At 66.0% G+C, this 16,646-nt stretch carries 18 protein-coding genes; 3 read left to right on the forward strand and 15 right to left on the reverse strand.

Annotated features, from left to right (window positions below; translation table 11 throughout):
* Positions 1-22: 22 nt before the first annotated feature.
* From ACFC0O_RS19175 to ACFC0O_RS19185, 3 genes are all read left to right on the forward strand, one after another.
* Positions 23-631: a TetR/AcrR family transcriptional regulator gene (locus ACFC0O_RS19175; protein ID WP_375959547.1), complete on the forward strand. Its 609-nt coding sequence runs from the start codon at positions 23-25 to the stop codon at positions 629-631.
* A gap of 142 nt (positions 632-773) precedes the next feature.
* Positions 774-1,115, forward strand: coding sequence for a YciI family protein (locus tag ACFC0O_RS19180; RefSeq protein ID WP_375959549.1), 342 nt, complete (start codon positions 774-776; stop codon positions 1,113-1,115).
* A gap of 3 nt (positions 1,116-1,118) precedes the next feature.
* Positions 1,119-2,369, forward strand: coding sequence for an RNA polymerase sigma factor (locus ACFC0O_RS19185; RefSeq protein ID WP_375959551.1), 1,251 nt, complete (start codon positions 1,119-1,121; stop codon positions 2,367-2,369).
* Between the two features lie 89 nt (positions 2,370-2,458).
* On the opposite strand, the gene ACFC0O_RS19190 is transcribed toward ACFC0O_RS19185, so the two are convergent.
* From ACFC0O_RS19190 to ACFC0O_RS19260, 15 genes are all read right to left on the reverse strand, one after another.
* The gene (locus tag ACFC0O_RS19190; protein ID WP_375959553.1) at positions 2,459-3,211 is read right to left on the reverse strand and encodes a DUF6390 family protein; all 753 of its coding nucleotides are present in this window, start codon (positions 3,209-3,211) and stop codon (positions 2,459-2,461) included.
* A 5-nt stretch (positions 3,212-3,216) separates the two neighbouring features.
* Positions 3,217-4,245, reverse strand: a complete 1,029-nt coding sequence (locus ACFC0O_RS19195; RefSeq protein WP_375960760.1) for a HoxN/HupN/NixA family nickel/cobalt transporter — start codon at positions 4,243-4,245, stop codon at positions 3,217-3,219.
* A gap of 70 nt (positions 4,246-4,315) precedes the next feature.
* The gene (hypE, locus tag ACFC0O_RS19200) at positions 4,316-5,401 is read right to left on the reverse strand and encodes a hydrogenase expression/formation protein HypE (RefSeq protein ID WP_375959555.1); all 1,086 of its coding nucleotides are present in this window, start codon (positions 5,399-5,401) and stop codon (positions 4,316-4,318) included.
* Entirely contained in the window at positions 5,394-6,506 is a 1,113-nt protein-coding gene (hypD, locus tag ACFC0O_RS19205) for a hydrogenase formation protein HypD (protein ID WP_375959557.1), read from the reverse strand. The genes hypE and hypD overlap by 8 nt, the downstream gene beginning before the upstream one ends.
* A complete protein-coding gene (locus tag ACFC0O_RS19210; protein ID WP_375959559.1) occupies positions 6,503-6,838 on the reverse strand; it encodes a HypC/HybG/HupF family hydrogenase formation chaperone in 336 nt (111 codons plus the stop codon). The genes hypD and ACFC0O_RS19210 overlap by 4 nt, the downstream gene beginning before the upstream one ends.
* Positions 6,839-6,856: 18 nt before the next feature.
* Positions 6,857-9,277: a carbamoyltransferase HypF gene (hypF, locus tag ACFC0O_RS19215; protein WP_375959561.1), complete on the reverse strand. Its 2,421-nt coding sequence runs from the start codon at positions 9,275-9,277 to the stop codon at positions 6,857-6,859.
* Positions 9,274-9,516 (reverse strand): HypC/HybG/HupF family hydrogenase formation chaperone, encoded by a 243-nt coding sequence (locus ACFC0O_RS19220; RefSeq protein ID WP_375959563.1) that lies wholly within the window; start codon positions 9,514-9,516, stop codon positions 9,274-9,276. The genes hypF and ACFC0O_RS19220 overlap by 4 nt, the downstream gene beginning before the upstream one ends.
* A 3-nt stretch (positions 9,517-9,519) precedes the next feature.
* The gene (locus ACFC0O_RS19225) at positions 9,520-9,996 is read right to left on the reverse strand and encodes a hydrogenase maturation protease (protein ID WP_375959565.1); all 477 of its coding nucleotides are present in this window, start codon (positions 9,994-9,996) and stop codon (positions 9,520-9,522) included.
* Position 9,997: 1 nt separating this feature from the next.
* A complete protein-coding gene (locus ACFC0O_RS19230; protein ID WP_375959567.1) occupies positions 9,998-10,117 on the reverse strand; it encodes a DUF6893 family small protein in 120 nt (39 codons plus the stop codon).
* A 15-nt stretch (positions 10,118-10,132) separates the two neighbouring features.
* Positions 10,133-11,458 carry a hypothetical protein gene (locus tag ACFC0O_RS19235; RefSeq protein WP_375959569.1) on the reverse strand — a complete coding sequence of 442 codons (1,326 nt, stop codon included), beginning with the start codon at positions 11,456-11,458 and terminating at the stop codon, positions 10,133-10,135.
* Complete coding sequence (locus ACFC0O_RS19240; RefSeq protein ID WP_375959571.1) at positions 11,455-12,102, reverse strand: DUF6084 family protein; 648 nt, start codon at positions 12,100-12,102, stop codon at positions 11,455-11,457. Before ACFC0O_RS19240 ends, ACFC0O_RS19235 begins: the two co-directional genes overlap by 4 nt.
* Entirely contained in the window at positions 12,102-12,734 is a 633-nt protein-coding gene (locus ACFC0O_RS19245) for a DUF5947 family protein (RefSeq protein ID WP_375959573.1), read from the reverse strand. The genes ACFC0O_RS19240 and ACFC0O_RS19245 overlap by 1 nt, the downstream gene beginning before the upstream one ends.
* On the reverse strand, positions 12,731-13,645 hold the full coding sequence (locus tag ACFC0O_RS19250; protein ID WP_375959575.1) for a NifU family protein: 915 nt from the start codon (positions 13,643-13,645) through the stop codon (positions 12,731-12,733). Before ACFC0O_RS19250 ends, ACFC0O_RS19245 begins: the two co-directional genes overlap by 4 nt.
* 29 nt (positions 13,646-13,674) lie before the next feature.
* Complete coding sequence (locus tag ACFC0O_RS19255) at positions 13,675-15,471, reverse strand: nickel-dependent hydrogenase large subunit (protein ID WP_375959577.1); 1,797 nt, start codon at positions 15,469-15,471, stop codon at positions 13,675-13,677.
* Between the two features lie 10 nt (positions 15,472-15,481).
* Positions 15,482-16,537, reverse strand: a complete 1,056-nt coding sequence (locus ACFC0O_RS19260; RefSeq protein WP_375959579.1) for a hydrogenase expression protein HypE — start codon at positions 16,535-16,537, stop codon at positions 15,482-15,484.
* Positions 16,538-16,646 lie beyond the last annotated feature (109 nt).

The following is a 16,646-nucleotide window of genomic DNA, read 5'->3' on the forward strand; positions in this document are numbered from 1 at the left end:
GGCAGCCCTAGGATCGGCGGCTGTGAGCCGCACACAACGCGAACGGCGCGAGACCACCATCGCCAAGCTGATCGACGCGGCGATGGTGACCATTGCCGAGAAGGGCTATGTCCGGGCCTCGGTCAAAACGATCGCGACCGAGGCGGGCATGTCCTACGGCGCACTGTTCCGGCACTTCGAGACCACGACCGAATTCATGATCGCGGTGGCCGAGGACGCGTTCCGGCGGCAGCTCGAAGTCTTCGACGCGCGATTCCAGACGATCCCGGAGGCCGAACGAACCATCGAGGCGGTGCTGCGGCTGCAATACGAGATCGCGGGCAACAGCACCAACACCGTGATCTACGAATTGCAGCTCGCCGCCCGCACCGATGAGCAGCTCCGCGCGGGACTGCAGCCCGCGCTGGTCGCCTACGGCTCGGCGATCCTGCAACTCGCGCTGAAGATCATCGATCCCCCGGAGGAACTCGACCCCGCCGACTTCATGACCGCCGTCTTCATGATCAGCGATATGTTCGACGCCGAACACCTTTTCCGCCACGTGCGCCCGTACCCCGAACTCACCGAACGCCGAATCCAATTGCTGGCCACCATGATCGGGTCCCTCATCCCGCCCGAGGGATCGCGCTAGCGCACCCTCGCCGCTCGCCGCCGGACCGGCCGGGCCAACTCTTTCCCGCAACGGATTCGACGGGTCTGTCGATTCGGGCCGTGGGTGCGCGTCGAAGAGTTGAATGGTCCCGAAGGCGGACCGGCGGATGAAAGGATTACCCATGGCTGAGTACTTGGTCCTGATCTACCAGGACGAACGGCAAGAGCGCACCAACCTCAACGACCCCGAGATGATGCGCGACCACCAGAGCTTCCAGACGAACAATCAGGCGGCCCTGCGTGGCGGCAACGCCCTGGAGCACAGCCACGCCGCCACCAGCGTTCGTCCAGACGGTGCGGGCGGCTTCACGGTGACCGATGGGCCCTTCGCCGAAACCAAGGAACAGATCGGCGGGTACTACCTGCTCGAGGCCGCCGACCTGGACGAGGCGCTGGTGCTCGCCAAGCAGGTTCCGATGGCCGAGGGCGGGGTCGAGGTCCGGCCGATCCACGTCTTCGGCTGAGTCATGACCGCCGCCGCGGTCTCGGCCGCGGTCGCGCACGCGCATCGCCGCGAGTGGGCCTTCGTGCTCGCCGCGACGGTGCGCGTCACCCGCGACCTCGATCTTGCCGAGGAATGCGTCCAGGATGCCTATGCCCAGGCCCTCACCAGTTGGGTCGCAGGCGTTCCCGCCCGTCCGGGTGCGTGGTTGACCACCGTCGCGCGCAATCGCGCCCTGGATCTGCTGCGCAGGCAGGCGACGATGACCCGTGCGCTGCCGCTGCTGATTTCCGACGAACCGGCCGATGACATCGCCGACACCGTCGCGCGGAACCTCGACGAGGCCATCCCCGATGACCGGCTGCGCCTGATCACCACCTGCTGCCATCCCGCGCTCTCGCGCGAAGCCCAGGTCGCGCTGACCCTGCGCCTGGTCTGCGGTTTGACCACGGGCGAGGTCGCGCGGGCCTTTCTGGTACCCGAACCCACCATGGCGGCGCGCATCACCCGCGCCAAGAAGAAGATCGCCGCCGCCCGCATTCCCTACCGCGTTCCCGGCCCGGCAGACCTGCCCGAGCGTGTCGAATCCGTGCTGACCGTCGTGCATCTGCTCTACACCAGCGGCCACACCGCGCCGTATCACACCGATCTGATCCGGCGGGACCTCACCGAGCGCGCGGTCGATCTGGCCCGCATGATGCGCGCGCTGCTCCCCGAGAACGCTTCGGTCGCAGGACTTCTCGCGCTTCTGCTGCTGTCGGAGTCGCGACGCGACGCCCGCACCGACGTGGCGGGCAATATGGTGGCTCTCTCGGACCAGGACCGCGACCGGTGGGATCGCGACCGCATCACCGAGGGCATCGCGTTGGTTCGGGAATCGTTGGGCCGCAACCCGAGTCGATACGGCCTCGAGGCCGCCATCGCCGCCGTGCACGCCGAATCGCACACCTGGGCCGATACCGATTGGGCCGAAATCGTCGGCCTCTACGACGTTCTGGGTCAACTCTGGCCATCGCCGGTCGTCACGTTGAATCACGCCGTCGCCGTTGGTTTCGCCGAGGGCGACGCGGCGGGCCTGGCCGCGCTCGAACCCCTCACCGCCGAACCGCAACTCGCCGGATACGGCTACCTCGCCGCCGCCCGCGCCAACTTCCTGGCGGGCCTGGGCCGCACCGCGGAGGCCCGCATCGCCTACAACGAGGCAATCCTGCTCACCGGCAACGACGTCGAACGAGCGTTCCTGACTGCCCGTCTCGCCGCACTGGACGCTGAATAGCCCAACGCATTTCGGCGCCGAGTCGACTTTCGCGACAGCGGGGTCATCGGGTGCCAGGATATCGAAGGTGGTGGTGTTGCTGCCCAAAGTCACATGGGTGACCCGCGCGGTGGCGAATGCTGTTCCGCAAGTCGGTGATTGGTGACGAATAGTTGACGCTCGGTGCTCGCTTGCAGGTCGTGGACCTGGGCGGGTTCCAGTCGGCCACAGAGCCGATCCCAGTGGACGGCGACCTGATCGCCGATTCGGAGCGCGGGTTCGATACCGAAGTCGTCGCATTCGATGTGGCGCACCGACGGGTCGGAAAGTCGAAGCCCCGCGTGGTCCCAGAGCAGTCTCGGGCCGAGGATCGTCAGATCCTTTCCGTTGCGGTGCACCAGGGTTGCCCAACTGATACGGCAGCTGTCGAGGACGTGTATCGGGTGGTCGTCCATTCCGCGACCGAGGAAGCGGGACCAGGGGTAGACGCCGAAGACGTGGAAGCAGTGGTTGGGGGCCGACTCGGTGGCGAGATCGGCTGTCAGGTGGGACCAGTACTGTCCGGCCAGCGGGGTGATCATCGCGAGCAGGTGAGCGGTGAAGTCGCCCCGATCGAGCTGTGCGCCGATACCGCCTCCCAGCCAATAGGATTCGACGAGGCGGTAGTCCAGGGGATCGGCGATGCCGGTCATATCGGCCATCACCCGCAGATAGGGCCAGGCGCCGGAGAAACGCCGGGCCAGGGCGCGCACCTGGTCGGGTGACCCGGTGCGCAGGGCATCTGCTTCGGGTGGGCCGCAGTAGCCGAGGTGGTTGGGGGCGTGGGCGTAGCGGGCGAACATGTCGGTGCCGCGGGTGTCCATCAGTCTCACCGTTTCGGGGTGAGGTCGCGTTGCCAGCGGCCCTCGACGTCGCTGACGCGCCAAATGGTGATCGCGATGATCCAGGTCAGGGCGAAGAGGGCGACGACGATGAAACCCATTGCGCCGAGGTCCAGGTTGCCGATCCAGGCGAGGGGGCCCGAGCCCACGTCGAGTTTGGTGGTGAGGATCGAGATGACTTCCTGCGCTCCGATAAGCAGGGCCACCGCGACCGAGAGGCCCGTCACCACGATGTTGTAGTAGATCTTGCGGACCGGGTGGGCGAAGGCCCAGCCGTAGGCGTAGTTCATGAAAGCGCCGTCGAGGGCGTCGAAGAGGGACATGCCCGCCGAGAACAGCACCGGGAGAACGAGAATCGAGTACCAGGGCAGGTTGGTGGCGGCCGCGCCGCCCGCGATGACGAGCAAGCTCACCTCGGTGACGGTGTCGAAGCCGAGGCCGAACAGCACGCCGACCGGGTACATCTGCCAGGGTTTGCGCACCGAACGCACCACCGGGCCGAAGATGCGGTTCGACGCGCCACGGGAATCCAGTTGGTGTTCCAGTTGGGCTTCGTCGTAGGCGCCACTGCGCATGCGACGGAAGACGCGCCAAATCCCTATCAGGGACGCCAGATTCAACAGTCCGATCAGGATCAGGAAAACTCCGGAGACGCCGGTGCCGAATACGCCGGTCCAGCGTTGCAGGGCCGAGTCCTGATTCTCGATATTCGAAGCAAGCGCTTTGACCCCGAGCGCGAGCAGGGCGACGAGTGCGAACACGACAGTGGAGTGACCGAGCGAGAACCAGAATCCGACGGTCAGCGGTTTCCGCTTGTCCGCCAACAGCTTTCGGGTGGTGTTATCGATCGCAGCGATATGGTCGGCATCGAATGCGTGGCGCATGCCCAAGGTGTAGGCGGTGACGCCGAGACCGACGCCGAACACGGTGCCCTGTACCGCATAGTTGCCGGGCACTACCAGCAACAGCAGTGTGGCCCAACCGGCGATGTGCAGCGCGAGGATGACGCAGCCCATTCCGGCGAGGCCAAGGCGCTGTCGCCGATCCAACCCGGCCCACGCGTCGCGCACCGAATCACCGCCCGTCTCAACAGATCCGGGGTAGTTGCTCACCGGCGGGCAGGGCGACCACCCGGGTGCCGCCCAGGGCGGTGCGCGCCACCACCATGCCCGGATGCTCCGCCACGCAGACGCCGATCGCCTCGGCGCGGGCACCGAGGGGATGCGCGCGCATCGCGGCCAGCACGCGGTCAGCCTCCTCGGGTGCGACGAAGGCGATCAGTTTGCCCTCATTGGCCACGTACATCGGATCCAACCCGAGCAGCCCGCACGCGTCGCGCACCTCAGCGGGGACCGGAAGCTTCCTCTCATCCAGTGCCACACCGACTTTCGCGACTCCGGCGATCTCGTTGAGGGTGGCGGCCACACCGCCGCGGGTCGGATCGCGCAGTACGTGCACATCCGCGCCGGTGGCGAGCATCGCGGCGACCAGACCGTTCAGCGGAGCGGTATCGCTGACCACCGTCGTGCCGAAATCCAGGCCCTCGCGGCAGCTCATCACCGCGACACCGTGCACGCCGATGTCACCGCTGACGATCACGACATCGCCCGGGGTGGCCCGCTGCGGGCGGATGTCCACACCATCGTCGACGATGCCGATGCCGGCCGTGTTGATGAAGATGCCGTCGCCGTGACCCGAGTCGACCACTTTGGTGTCGCCGGTGACGAGTTTGACCCCGGCCGCGAGCGCGGCGGTGCCCAATGCCTTTGCGATATGCGCGATATCGGCCAGCGCGGTTCCCTCCTCCAGGATGAACGCGGTGGAGAGCACCATCGGCCGCGCACCGGACATGGCCAGATCGTTGACGGTGCCGTTGACCGCGAGATCACCGATGGAACCACCGGGGAATACCAGCGGCTTGACCACGAATGAATCGGTCGAAAACGCCAATCGGGCACCGCCCAAAGTGATTACGGCGGAGTCGCCCATTCCGGCCTCGGCGGCCGAGCCGAAGGCGGGCAGGAACAGGTGCTCGATCAGCTCACCCGACATCGCGCCGCCGCCGCCATGTCCCATCACGATATTGGGTGAATCCCGCAGTGGCAGCGGGCAGACCCAGTTGTCCATGTCGACCGCCGGGATAGCGATCGGCATTGCCATATCGTCAGGCATGAGCCACCTCCGCCGGTTGATCGAGACGCCGATACAGGTAGTACGCGGCGCAGGCGCCTTCGGAGGACACCATGGTGGCGCCCAGCGGATTTCGCGGCGTGCACTCCTTGCCGAAGGCCGCGCACTCGTGCGGTTTGATCAGGCCCTGGAGTACCTCGCCGGATCGGCAGATCGAGGATTCCTCGGTGTGCATATCGCCCACCGCGAACCGCCGTTCCGCGTCGAATTGCCGATAGCGCTCCGAGAGCCGCCATCCGCTCAGCGGTATGACGCCGATACCGCGCCAGGCCCGGTCGGTCACCTCGAAGACATCGCGCAGCATGGCTTTCGCGGCCGGATTGCCCTCGGTCATCACCGCGCGCGGATAGGCGTTCTCCAACTCGTGCCTGCCCGATTCGAGCTGAATGACGGTGCGGCGGATGCCTTCCAGGATGTCCAGCGGTTCGAAGCCGGTAACCACCATCGGCACCCGATATTTCTCGGCCAGCGGTGGATATTCGTCGGTGCCCATCACGCTGCACACATGCCCGGCCGCGAGGAAACCCTGTACCCGGCAGGTCGGCGATTCCATGATGGCGGCGATGGCGGGTGGCACCAGCACATGCGATACCAGTAGCGAGAAGTTCTCGATACCAAGCCTTTTCGCCTGATAGACCGTCATCGCGTTGGCCGGTGCGGTGGTTTCGAAGCCGATGCCGAAGAACACCACCTGCCGGTCGGGATTCTCCCGGGCGATGGTGAGCGCGTCCAGCGGTGAGTAGACCACCCGCACATCGCCGCCCTCGCTCTTGACGTGGAACAGATCCTTCGCACTGCCGGGCACCCGCAGCATGTCACCGAAGGAGCAGAAGATCACCCCGGGCCGCGCGGCGATCTCCAAGGCTTTGTCGATCACCTCGAGCGGGGTGACGCAGACCGGGCAGCCCGGTCCGTGGATCATCTCGATCTGATCGGGCAGCAGCTGGTCGATGCCGTGCCGAATGATCGAATGCGTCTGGCCGCCACAGACTTCCATGATCGCCCAGCGCCTGGTGGTGACGGCGCGGATCTGTTCGAGCAGTTTCCCCGCCAGATCCGGATTGCTGAACTCGTCGAGATACTTCATGGCGTCACCTCTGTATCGGGTTGTGGCCGTGCGGGTTCGGCGGCGGTGGGATCGGCCAGGCCCGCCTGTTTGGCGGCGAAGGCGAATCCATCGCCGAATTCCTCCTTCAGCACACCGAGGTGCTCGAATTCGGCCAATGTCCGCAGCGCGGACTCCTCGTCAAGCCGCTGGATGGCGAAACCCACGTGCACCACCACGTAGTCGCCGATGGCGGCGTCCGGAATGTATTGCAGGCATACGTCTTTGCGCACCCCGCCGAAGTCGACGACGGACATCAGCGTGCCGTCCCGCTCCTGCAGACTGAGCACCTTCCCTGGAACTGCCAGGCACATAATCGGCTCTCCTCTCGCTCAGCCCGCACTCGCGGCAAGGATCTGCCCGAACGCGAGTCCACCATCGTTCGGCGGCAGCCGCCGATGACTCAGGACGTGAAATCCGTTCTCCTCCAGCAGTGCTCGTGACTGCGAGAGCAATAGGGCGTTCTGGAAGACGCCACCGGACAGGGCGACGGTCCGGCATTCACCGGCGCAGATGATCGCCAGCTCCAGCACCAGGTGTGCGATAGCTCGATGGAAACGCGCACCGATCAGCCCGGGGTCCACGCTCGCGGCGGCGTCGGCCACGACGGCCGCGAGCACCGGCGCGGGATCGATGGCGATCGGATCGGCGGCACGGTCGATTCCGAATCGATAGCCCGAGATATCCGGGCTGACCGCCGAATCGACACCGCGTGCCAGGCCTTCGAGTTCGATCGCCGCCTGGGCCTCGTAGTCGGCGATATGCCGCACACCGGCCAGCGAGGACACCGCGTCGAACAATCGGCCCATGCTCGAGGTCGGAACACAACCGAGTCCGGTCGCGAATTGATGTGCCAGCACTCGCCTTTCGCGCGGTGGGCAGGCCGCCACCGCGGGAATATCGGCCGACCATTCGATGCCCGCGGCCCATAGATGGGCCAGCGCCATGCGATAGGGCCGCTGCACACTCACATCGCCACCGGCCAGCGGTACGTACGCCAGGTGCGCGAGACGCCGGAAACCCTTGTAGCCCGCCAGCAGCACCTCACCGCCCCACACCGCACCGTCGGGGCCGAATCCTGTTCCGTCGAAGGCGAATCCGACCACGGTGGCCGATTCGCCGAGTCCGTGCTCCCCCATGACGGCCGCAATATGGGCGTGGTGATGCTGCACCGTGCGCACGGGTCGGTCGCCGGCATGCTGACGCGCCCACGCGGTGGAGCGGTAGAGCGGATGCGCGTCGGCCGCGAGATGTTCCGGGCGCACGCCGGTGAGCTCCTCCAGGTGCCGCTCGGCGTCATCGAAGGCGCGCAGGGTATTCAGATCGTCCATATCGCCGATGTGCTGACTCAGCCAGGCATAGCGGCCGTCCGCGACCGCGCAGGTGTTCTTCAGGTCGCCGCCGACCGCGAGGGTGGGCGGCACCGCGAACGGAAGCGCTACGGGCAAGGGTGCGTAACCGCGCGATCGGCGGATCGGCAGTTCGGTCCCGTCCACCATGCGGACCACCGAATCATCACACGGTACGAGGATGCGGCGATCGTGCGAGAGCCAGCCGTCGGCGAGTTCGGCCAGGCGGGTACGGGCGTCCGCGTCGTCGTAGCAGATCGGTTCGCCGCCGAGATTGCCCGAGGTCATGACGAGCACCCGCGGGCCGGGATCGTCACCGGCGCAGCCGAAGAGCAGTACGTGCAGCGGGGTGTAGGCGATCATGACGCCGAGATCCGGATTGCGGGGTGCGACCGAAGCGGCCAATGTCCGGTCCTTGCGGGCAAGCAGCACGATCGGGCGCTGCGGCCCGCTCAGTAGAGCGGCGCTCGAGTCATCGACCTCGACGATGCTGCGGGCGGTCGCCAGATCCGGCACCATGACGGCGAATGGCTTGTCCCCGCGCCGCTTTCGGCGGCGCAGCTCGGTTACCGCGTTCTCGTCGGCGGCGTCGCAGGCCAGGTGATAGCCGCCGATACCCTTGACCGCGAGAATCCCGCCGGCGCGCAATAGCTCTCGCGCCTGCCGCAGGGCCGCAGCGCCGGAGGGCGATGAGCCCGGCAGGGTGTGGTCGACCATGCCACGGTGGGGGGCGCGCTCGGCCCCCGAGCCCGGTGCGGGCACGCCCTCCGGATCCGGTGCGGGCACGGTTCTCGAAACCGTCTTGGGCACCACGTCACTCGACGACCGCGCGACAAACATAAGGGTCGGTCCGCAGTCGGGGCACGCGATCGGCTGGGCGTGGAAACGCCGGTCGGTGGGATCGGCGTATTCGGCCGCGCACCGCTCGCACATGGCGAAGTCAGCCATCGACGTGCGGTCACGGTCGTACGGCAGGCTCGCGATAATGGTGAAGCGCGGACCACAATTGGTGCAGTTGATGAACGGGTGGCGGTAGCGGCGATTGCCCGGATCCTGAAGTTCGCGCGCGCAATCCGCGCACATCGCGACATCGGGTGAGGCCAGGGTGCGGCCACCGCCGGTGCGCGAGGTGTCGGCGATATGGAATCCGGTGCCGCCGCGGACCGCGATATCGTTTTCGCGCACGGATTCGACGACGGCCAGCGGTGGCGGCTGCTCGCGTACGCGGCGCGCGAACTCGTCCAAATCCGCCGGCGCGCCCTCGACTTCGATGATTACGCCCGAACTGTCATTGGAGACGCTGCCCGACAACGCCAATTCGGCCGCCGTGGTGTAGACGAAGGGCCGGAATCCCACGCCCTGCACCACACCCGCGACCAGCAGCCGCCGCCGTACGCGTGTCATGGTTCGTCACCGCTGCCGAGCAGCCGCAGTCCGGCCATGGCCGCGGTCGCGCCCGCCTCGTCGGTCTTCTCGATCACGAAGCCCATATGGATGATCACCCAGTCGCCGGGACGGGCCGGATCATCCTCCAGCAGGCCGATATTGACCTTCCGCTTCTCCCCCGAGACATCGACCAGGGCAACCTGATTGTGGTACCCGTCGAGAATCTCGACGACGCGTCCGGGAATGCCGAGGCACATGATTCACTCCTGCTCTCGAGCGGCGAGCAGATCGGACAGCACCCGATCCACCGCCGCGACCGCGGTATCGACCGCCGCCGCGACCGGTTCGGACAAACCCATGCGCTCGTCGACGGATTCGACCTGACAGCCGATGACAACGGTGCGCGGCAACTGCCCGCCCAGCGCCCGCACTCCGGCGAACACGGCCTCCGGATTCATCGCGTGCGCGTCCATGCGCGCCACTCCCGAATCACCCGGTTCGGGGACGAAAATCGTGATCTGGCCCGGCGCACCGCGATTCGGTATCGCGTCGATCAGGACCAATGCCGCACAGGGATCGAGCAGGTCGTAGGCCAGGTGCATCCCGCGGATCCCGTAATCGACCACGCGCACCGCGCTATCGGGGTGCGGCGGCAATCGCCGCACCACTTCCGGTCCGAATCCGTCGTCGCCGAGGAAGATATTGCCGATCCCGGCGACCAGCACCCGTTCGGTCATCTCACATGTGACGAATCTTCAAGTAGCGCCGCAGGTCCGGTATCGAGCGCACGCCGACGTACAGACCGGCGACCACGACCACACCGACCACGACGGTGGCGATCACTCCCACTGCTTCCATGATGAAAACTTCCCTTCATTCCTCTGGGCTGTTGACGGGCTCGACCTCGTCCGGGGCGAAATACAGGTAGCGGCCATACCATTCGTGCAGATCCGCGGCCGGGTCGTTCTCGATGACGACACCGATGTGAGCCTGACCGTCGACGTCCTCGTGCACCGAGGTGACCCGGGCGAGTTGACCGGCGAAGAACAGGTCCTGCGCGTCGGCGCGCCGGGACGGGTGCAGGCGTACCCGGGTGCCCCTGCTGACGCGAACGCCGTTGACCGACACCGCATCCGACTCCGGAGCGACCGCATTGTCCGCGAGTGGATCCCACCAGTCGATGCCGTCCGGAATCTCCGGGATCAGGCGTGGTTCGCCGAGATGGGGATCGCGCAGCACCCCGTGCAGCTGTTGCATCGATTCCGGGGTCATGGCATCGCAGCGGTCGATGATCTGTGCCGCACGGGGATCGGTGGCGCGCGCCTGCGCCTTCTCCGCGTCGGTCATGGTCATCACACGCAAGGTCAGGATCTCGTCGATCTCGGTGGAATCGAACAGCGCGCCCTCGCTCTGTTCGGCGATCTCGGGATAGTCGTAGAGGATGATCGGGGAGATCAGCAGGGTGCTGCGATCCCCGGGTGTGCCCGCAAGAACAGGGAAGCAGCGATGGTGCGCACAGCGCGATACGGCGGCAGCGGCGGCGGGTTCGGGTTCCAGCAGCGAAATGAACTGTGCTCCTTCGAGTTCGGCGATCACATGAGCGCCGATGAAGGAGCGGGCGATAGCATCTCGGGTGTCGGCCGCCGACGGGCCGGTGTTGCGAACCCGCACCGTCACTCGCAGGTACGGGCCGTCGGACTCGACGCTGGCGCTGAGCTCCCCGGTCAAGGGAAGGCGCGTGCGCACCAACCGTCCGGCCGGATCTCCTTCGACGTCCGGAATCTGCTCGGTCTCGGTGCTGCCGGACAGGATGAGCGGCTGGGTCGCATTGCTCAGGGGCATTGGCCCGAAAGCGATTTCGGCCTCGACGGCTTCGTCCCAGGTGATCCAGGACCGCGCGCCGACGGTGAGTTCGTCAACCGGTATCCCAGCCGAGTCCTGTGCTTCGCGCCGCTGCAGATGCAGGAAGCGGACCGCCAGGCGAATGGACGCGCGCATGCCCGCCTCGATCACGCATTGCGCCGAGATCTCGGAGTCCTCGCCGAGCCCATCTCGTGCCGCGCCGTCGGGACCGAGCACCCCGAACTGCCACCGGGACTGGTTCTTTCGCGAACTGGCCCGATAGGGATAGAGCAGATAGCCCTCGTACAGCACCGCGTCCGCGACGGCGCGCACGGCGGCCGAGCCGGGGGCGCTCACGACGGCTCCTGAGCACCGGCGAGCAACGCGGTCACCGCGTCATCGAAGCCGAGTAGCCCGTGGCTGGATTTGTACGCGGCAAGCGCCGCCAGGGTCTCCGCGCCCAGGCGCACATATCCGGAGTTCGGGAAATGCGCCGCCACCACGTCTCGCCACACCGAGACCGGCATATCGAACTTGTCGTCGCGATCCCACGGAATCTGCTGCACCGCGAAACCGGTTGCGCCCTTGAAGAATACGGTCCCGCTGAACAGGAACAGCAGCGGCACCGTGCCCTCACGCAGAGCGTGCAGGTATTTGGATCCGGTCACTTCGAAGTCGTAGGTGACCGGCATCGGCAGATCGACCTCGGTGCCGCCGTTGAAGCCGGGAATCATAGTGGCGCAATGCATCCAGAGAAACGACCGCTGGGTGTCGCGCCAGCGTTCGCGCGGTCCGAACAGATCGACCAGGCCGCCGCTCTCGGCATCGGTGTAGGAGCGGCGATACGGTTCGATGCGCACCTGAGCCCGCAATGCGATGGCGTGCACCGGTTCCTCACCCAGAGCGGCGATTCCGACGCGCGCGGACAGAATCGGCGCGACCGCGTACGGCTCGGGCGCGATGTCCAGCACCGCGAAGGTGGTGGAGTAGACCGGGCTCATCACGCGCCGCCGGGGCGGGCGCGCGCGGATACCGCGGCGAAGAATTCGTCCATATAGCGGTGCACGTCCTGCCCGCCGTCGAAACCGCGCCACAGCGTCCGCATTCGGCCCACGAATTCGTAGCAGGCGTCGATCGGCAGCAGCAGGCATGTGGCCTCGGCCGTGCCGCGTTCGGGCACCCGGATGAGCAGTGCCTCGACATCGGCCGCGAGCACATCGATCTCGGGATGGCGCTCGCGGACCGCACGCCATTCTTGCAGGGGCAGTTCGGATTCCGTCGCACCCGCGGGTCCGGGATAGAACGCGACGGTGCGATCGAGCGCGGAATTGTGGAAGAAGAACGCCAGTCCGACCGGAATATCGAGCGCGTCCCACTCCCCCTGGCTGATGGTGAAGTCCGGGAAGGACAGGTAGCGATCGGGCACGGCCCGATAGCGCAGCGCGGCATTGCCGTCGATGAACAGCAGATAGCAGGCACGACATACGCACATGAGCTGTCTGCCTTCGACATTCACCACATGTTGGTGCGCATCGGCGATAGTCTCCGCGCACATCTCACACCGCTCGCCCGCCGGTACGGCGGGCTTGCGATCGGCGGTGATGCGCCGCAATACCTGGAAGGGCGAACTCATCCGCTCACCCCCAGGGGCACCGCGACCGATAGCTCACCGGAACGAACCAGCACCGGCAGCGGTTCGAGGTGACCATCGCCGTCGATGCGCGCGCCGGCGTGTACGGCATCGAAATGCGCACGGCACGTGGGACATCGCAGTACCGCGTCACCGACCGGGTAGCCGGGGCGGCGGTGCAGGACCGCACCGGCCAGCGAGGTGTCGCAGGCCGGACACCGGTCACGGTAGGCGAACAGCTCCTCCCCGACCCGGCAGGCCAGGATGGGCAGTCCGGCAATCGCGAAGCCGCCCACCTCACCCGGATTCAACTGCGCCAGTTCCGGTACGGCGATCCAGCTGCCCCCGGCCTGACCGTTCGCATGCACCCGCGAGAACAGTGAGTCGGCGGCGATCAATCCGCTCGTCGATTCCGCCTGTGCCGCGGCGACTTCGATGGATTCGATCTCCGGGGCCGCGGCGCGCACGGCATCCTCGACCGCCAGTTCCAGGGTGACCGACGAAGACGGGCAGGTGCGGCAGCTACCCGAAAGTTCCAGCCGCACCACGCCTTCGGCGACGCCGAGCAGTGTGACATCGCCGCCGTGCGAGCCGAGGTAGGGCCGCACGCTGTCGAGGGCCGTCTGCACCCGGCGGTGCACATCGTGCGGGTGCAGACCGTGCACCAGCAGCAGGCTCGCCACCAGATCGTCCTCGGCGATCCGGTCGACACTGTGCGCGTCGATCAGGCCCAGCAACCGTTCCAGCGCCGCGCCGTACAGGTCGGCGACTTCGCGCACCAACTGTTCGGCCCGCTCGCGAGCGACCGCGCCGCCCGCCGAGCTGGCGTCCAGCAGCGTCTCGATGCGCTCACCCGCAGCGCGCCAATGGTTCTCGTCGAAGCCGCCGTCTCGGTCCCCCGGGCGATTCTCCACTTCAGCTCTCCCCTCGCCCGGCGCGCCGCTCACTCCGCGGTGAGCGTCTGTGTCGGTGAGTGCAGCTTCTCCAGCGTTTTGCCCTCGCCGAGATACATGTGCACACCGCAGGGCAGACAGGGATCGAAACTGCGGACGGTGCGCATGATGTCGATGCCCTTGAAATGCTCGCGATCGTTCTCCTCGAAGATCGGCTGGCCCTGCACCGCGTCCTCGTACGGTCCCGGCGTGCCGAAACTGTCGCGCGGGTTGGCATTCCACGGCGTCGGCGGATACGGGTGATAGTTCGCGATCTTGCCGTCCCGGATCACCATGTGATGCGAGAGCACCCCGCGCACGGCCTCGGTGAAACCGCAGCCGATGGCCTCGTCCGGCACCTCGAACTTCTCCCAGGTCTTGGTGCGACCCGCGCGGATCTCCACCAGCGCCTGTTCGGCGAAATGCAGTGCGCACGCGGCCGCATACGCCTGGAAGTAGGTGCGCGCCCGATTGCGTTCGAGGGTATTGCTGCCGAATACCGGGATCTGCCATTCGAAACTGACCGGGCCCTTGAGCGCGGTCTTGGGCAGGTTGATCTGCACGCTGTGCCCGGTGGACTTCACGTAGCCGATATCGACCAGACCGGCCAGCGCCGTCGACCACAACCGGGCCAATGGCCCGCCGCCGGTGTCGAGCGCCAGGTGATCCTGCCCGTCGTACCAGCGCGGTGACATCACCCAGCTGTACTTGTCGTCCATATCCCGCTTCTGCGGCTTGGGATTGGTGTGCTGGTTCCAGGGGTGCCGCCGGTCCACCGGATTGCCCAGCGGATCGGTCTTGACGAACATCTCCTGATCGGTCCAGTCGTCGTAATACGAACTGCCCAAAAGGATTCGGATGCCCAGGTTGATATCGACCAGCGAGGTGGTGACGAGTTTGCCGTCCACGACCACGCCCGGGGTCACGAACATCCGGTTGCCCCAGTTCTCCATATCCTTGTAGGCGAAATTGCAGACCTCGGGATCCTGGAACGAACCCCAGCAGCCGAGCAGGGTGCGGCGCAGACCCACCTGGTCATAGCCCGGCAGGGCCTCGTAGAAGAAGTCGAACAGATCGTCGTGCATGGGCACGACCTTCTTCATGAACTCCACGTACCGCATCAGGCGGGACATGTAGTCAGTCATCAACTGGATGGTCGCGACCGTGCCCACACCGCCGGGATACAGCGTCGAAGGATGCACGTGCCTGCCCTCCATGAGGCAGAACATCTCGCGCGTATATCGACTGACCTGCAACGCTTCTCGATAGAACTCGCCGGTGAACGGGTTCAGCGCGCGCATGATGTCGGCGATCTTGCGATAGCCGTGCTCGCCCGCGTGCGGGGCGTCGGTGTTCTCGGCCTTGGCCAGCACGCCTGGATTGGTCTCGGCGACCATCCGCTCGCAGAAGTCAACGCCGACAAGGTTTTCCTGGAAGATATTGTGATCGAACATGTACTCGGCGGCCTCGCCGAGATTGACGATCCATTCACCCAGATGCGGCGGCTTCACCCCGTAGGCCATGTTCTGGCAATAGCAGGAGCAGGTGGCGTGATTGTCGCCGCAGATCCCGCAAATTCGGCTGGTGATGAAGTGCGCGTCGCGAGGATCCTTGCCGCGCATGAAGATCGAGTAACCGCGGAAGATCGACGAGGTGCTGTGACACTCGACCACCTCACGATTCTCGAAATCGATTTTCGTGTATATGCCCAGGCTGCCGACGATTCGGGTGATCGGATCCCACGCCATTTCGACGAGACTGTCGGGGTCGATCTTTCGGTGCGACGGCTCCGGAATGATCTGTGTCATGGAGCTTCTCCTACCAGGTGCGCGACGCGCCGGTTTCCAGCTTTTCGCCCTTATGCCGCCAGCGCGGCTCTTTGTCGACCGTGCGACCGGTGATATGGCGCAGATTGCGGATCACCGATCCGTAGAGACCCGAGGCCGTGGACGATAATTTCCCGCCGGGCGGTTCGTCCATGAATGGCATGAATTTGTCCGGGAATCCGGGCATGGTGCAGCCGATGCAGATACCGCCCACATTCGGGCAGCCGCCGACGCCGTTGATCCAACCGCGTTTGGGCACATTGCATTTCACCACCGGACCCCAACAGCCCAGTTTCACAATGCATTTCGGCGATCCGTACTCGGTCGCGAATTCGCCCTGCTCGTAGTAGCCCGCCCGATCACAGCCCTCGTGCACGGTCGCGCCGAACAGCCACTTGGGCCGCAACGCCTCGTCCAGGGGGATCATCGGGGCCTGGCCCGTTGCCATATACAGCAGGTAGGTCAGGGTTTCGGACAGATTGTCGGGCTGGATCGGGCAGCCGGGCACGCAGACGATCGGTATGCCCGCCTTGCTCTTCCACTCCCAGCCCAGGTAGTCCGGAACACCCATGGCGCCGGTGGGATTGCCCGCCATGGCGTGGATGCCGCCGTAGGTCGCGCAGGTGCCGACCGCGACCACCGCGGTAGCTTTGGGCGCGAGCCGGTCCAGCCATTCGCTGGTGGTCATGGGCTGTCCGGTGGCCGGATCATTTCCGAATCCGCACCAGTAGCCCTCCTCGTGCAATTTCTCATTCGGTATAGAGCCCTCGACAACGAGGACGAACGGCTCCAATTCGCCGCGATCGGCTTTGAAGAACCATTCGAGGAAGTCATCGGCGCCGCCGGTGGGGCCGCATTCGAAATCGATGAGCGGCCAGTGCACGGCGATTTTCGGTAATCCCGGGAGCGCACCGAGTGCGATCTCTTCGATGCTCGGCTGCGTGGCGGCAGTCAACGCCACAGAGTCACCGTCACAACTGAGGCCGGCATTGATCCACAAAACGTGAATCAGCGTTTCTTCGGCTTTGACTGCTTCCTGAGTAGGCACGGAAGCCACCCTTCTGGAGCATGAACACGCGGGCGGTGACCTCTCGCTGCTTGGAAGATCATCACCGGACGTGACCCCGATCACACGAGTCTATGCCCGCGTGTCGGCG

It is taken from the genome of Nocardia sp. NPDC056100 (assembly GCF_042266325.1).
Taxonomy (GTDB): domain Bacteria; phylum Actinomycetota; class Actinomycetes; order Mycobacteriales; family Mycobacteriaceae; genus Nocardia.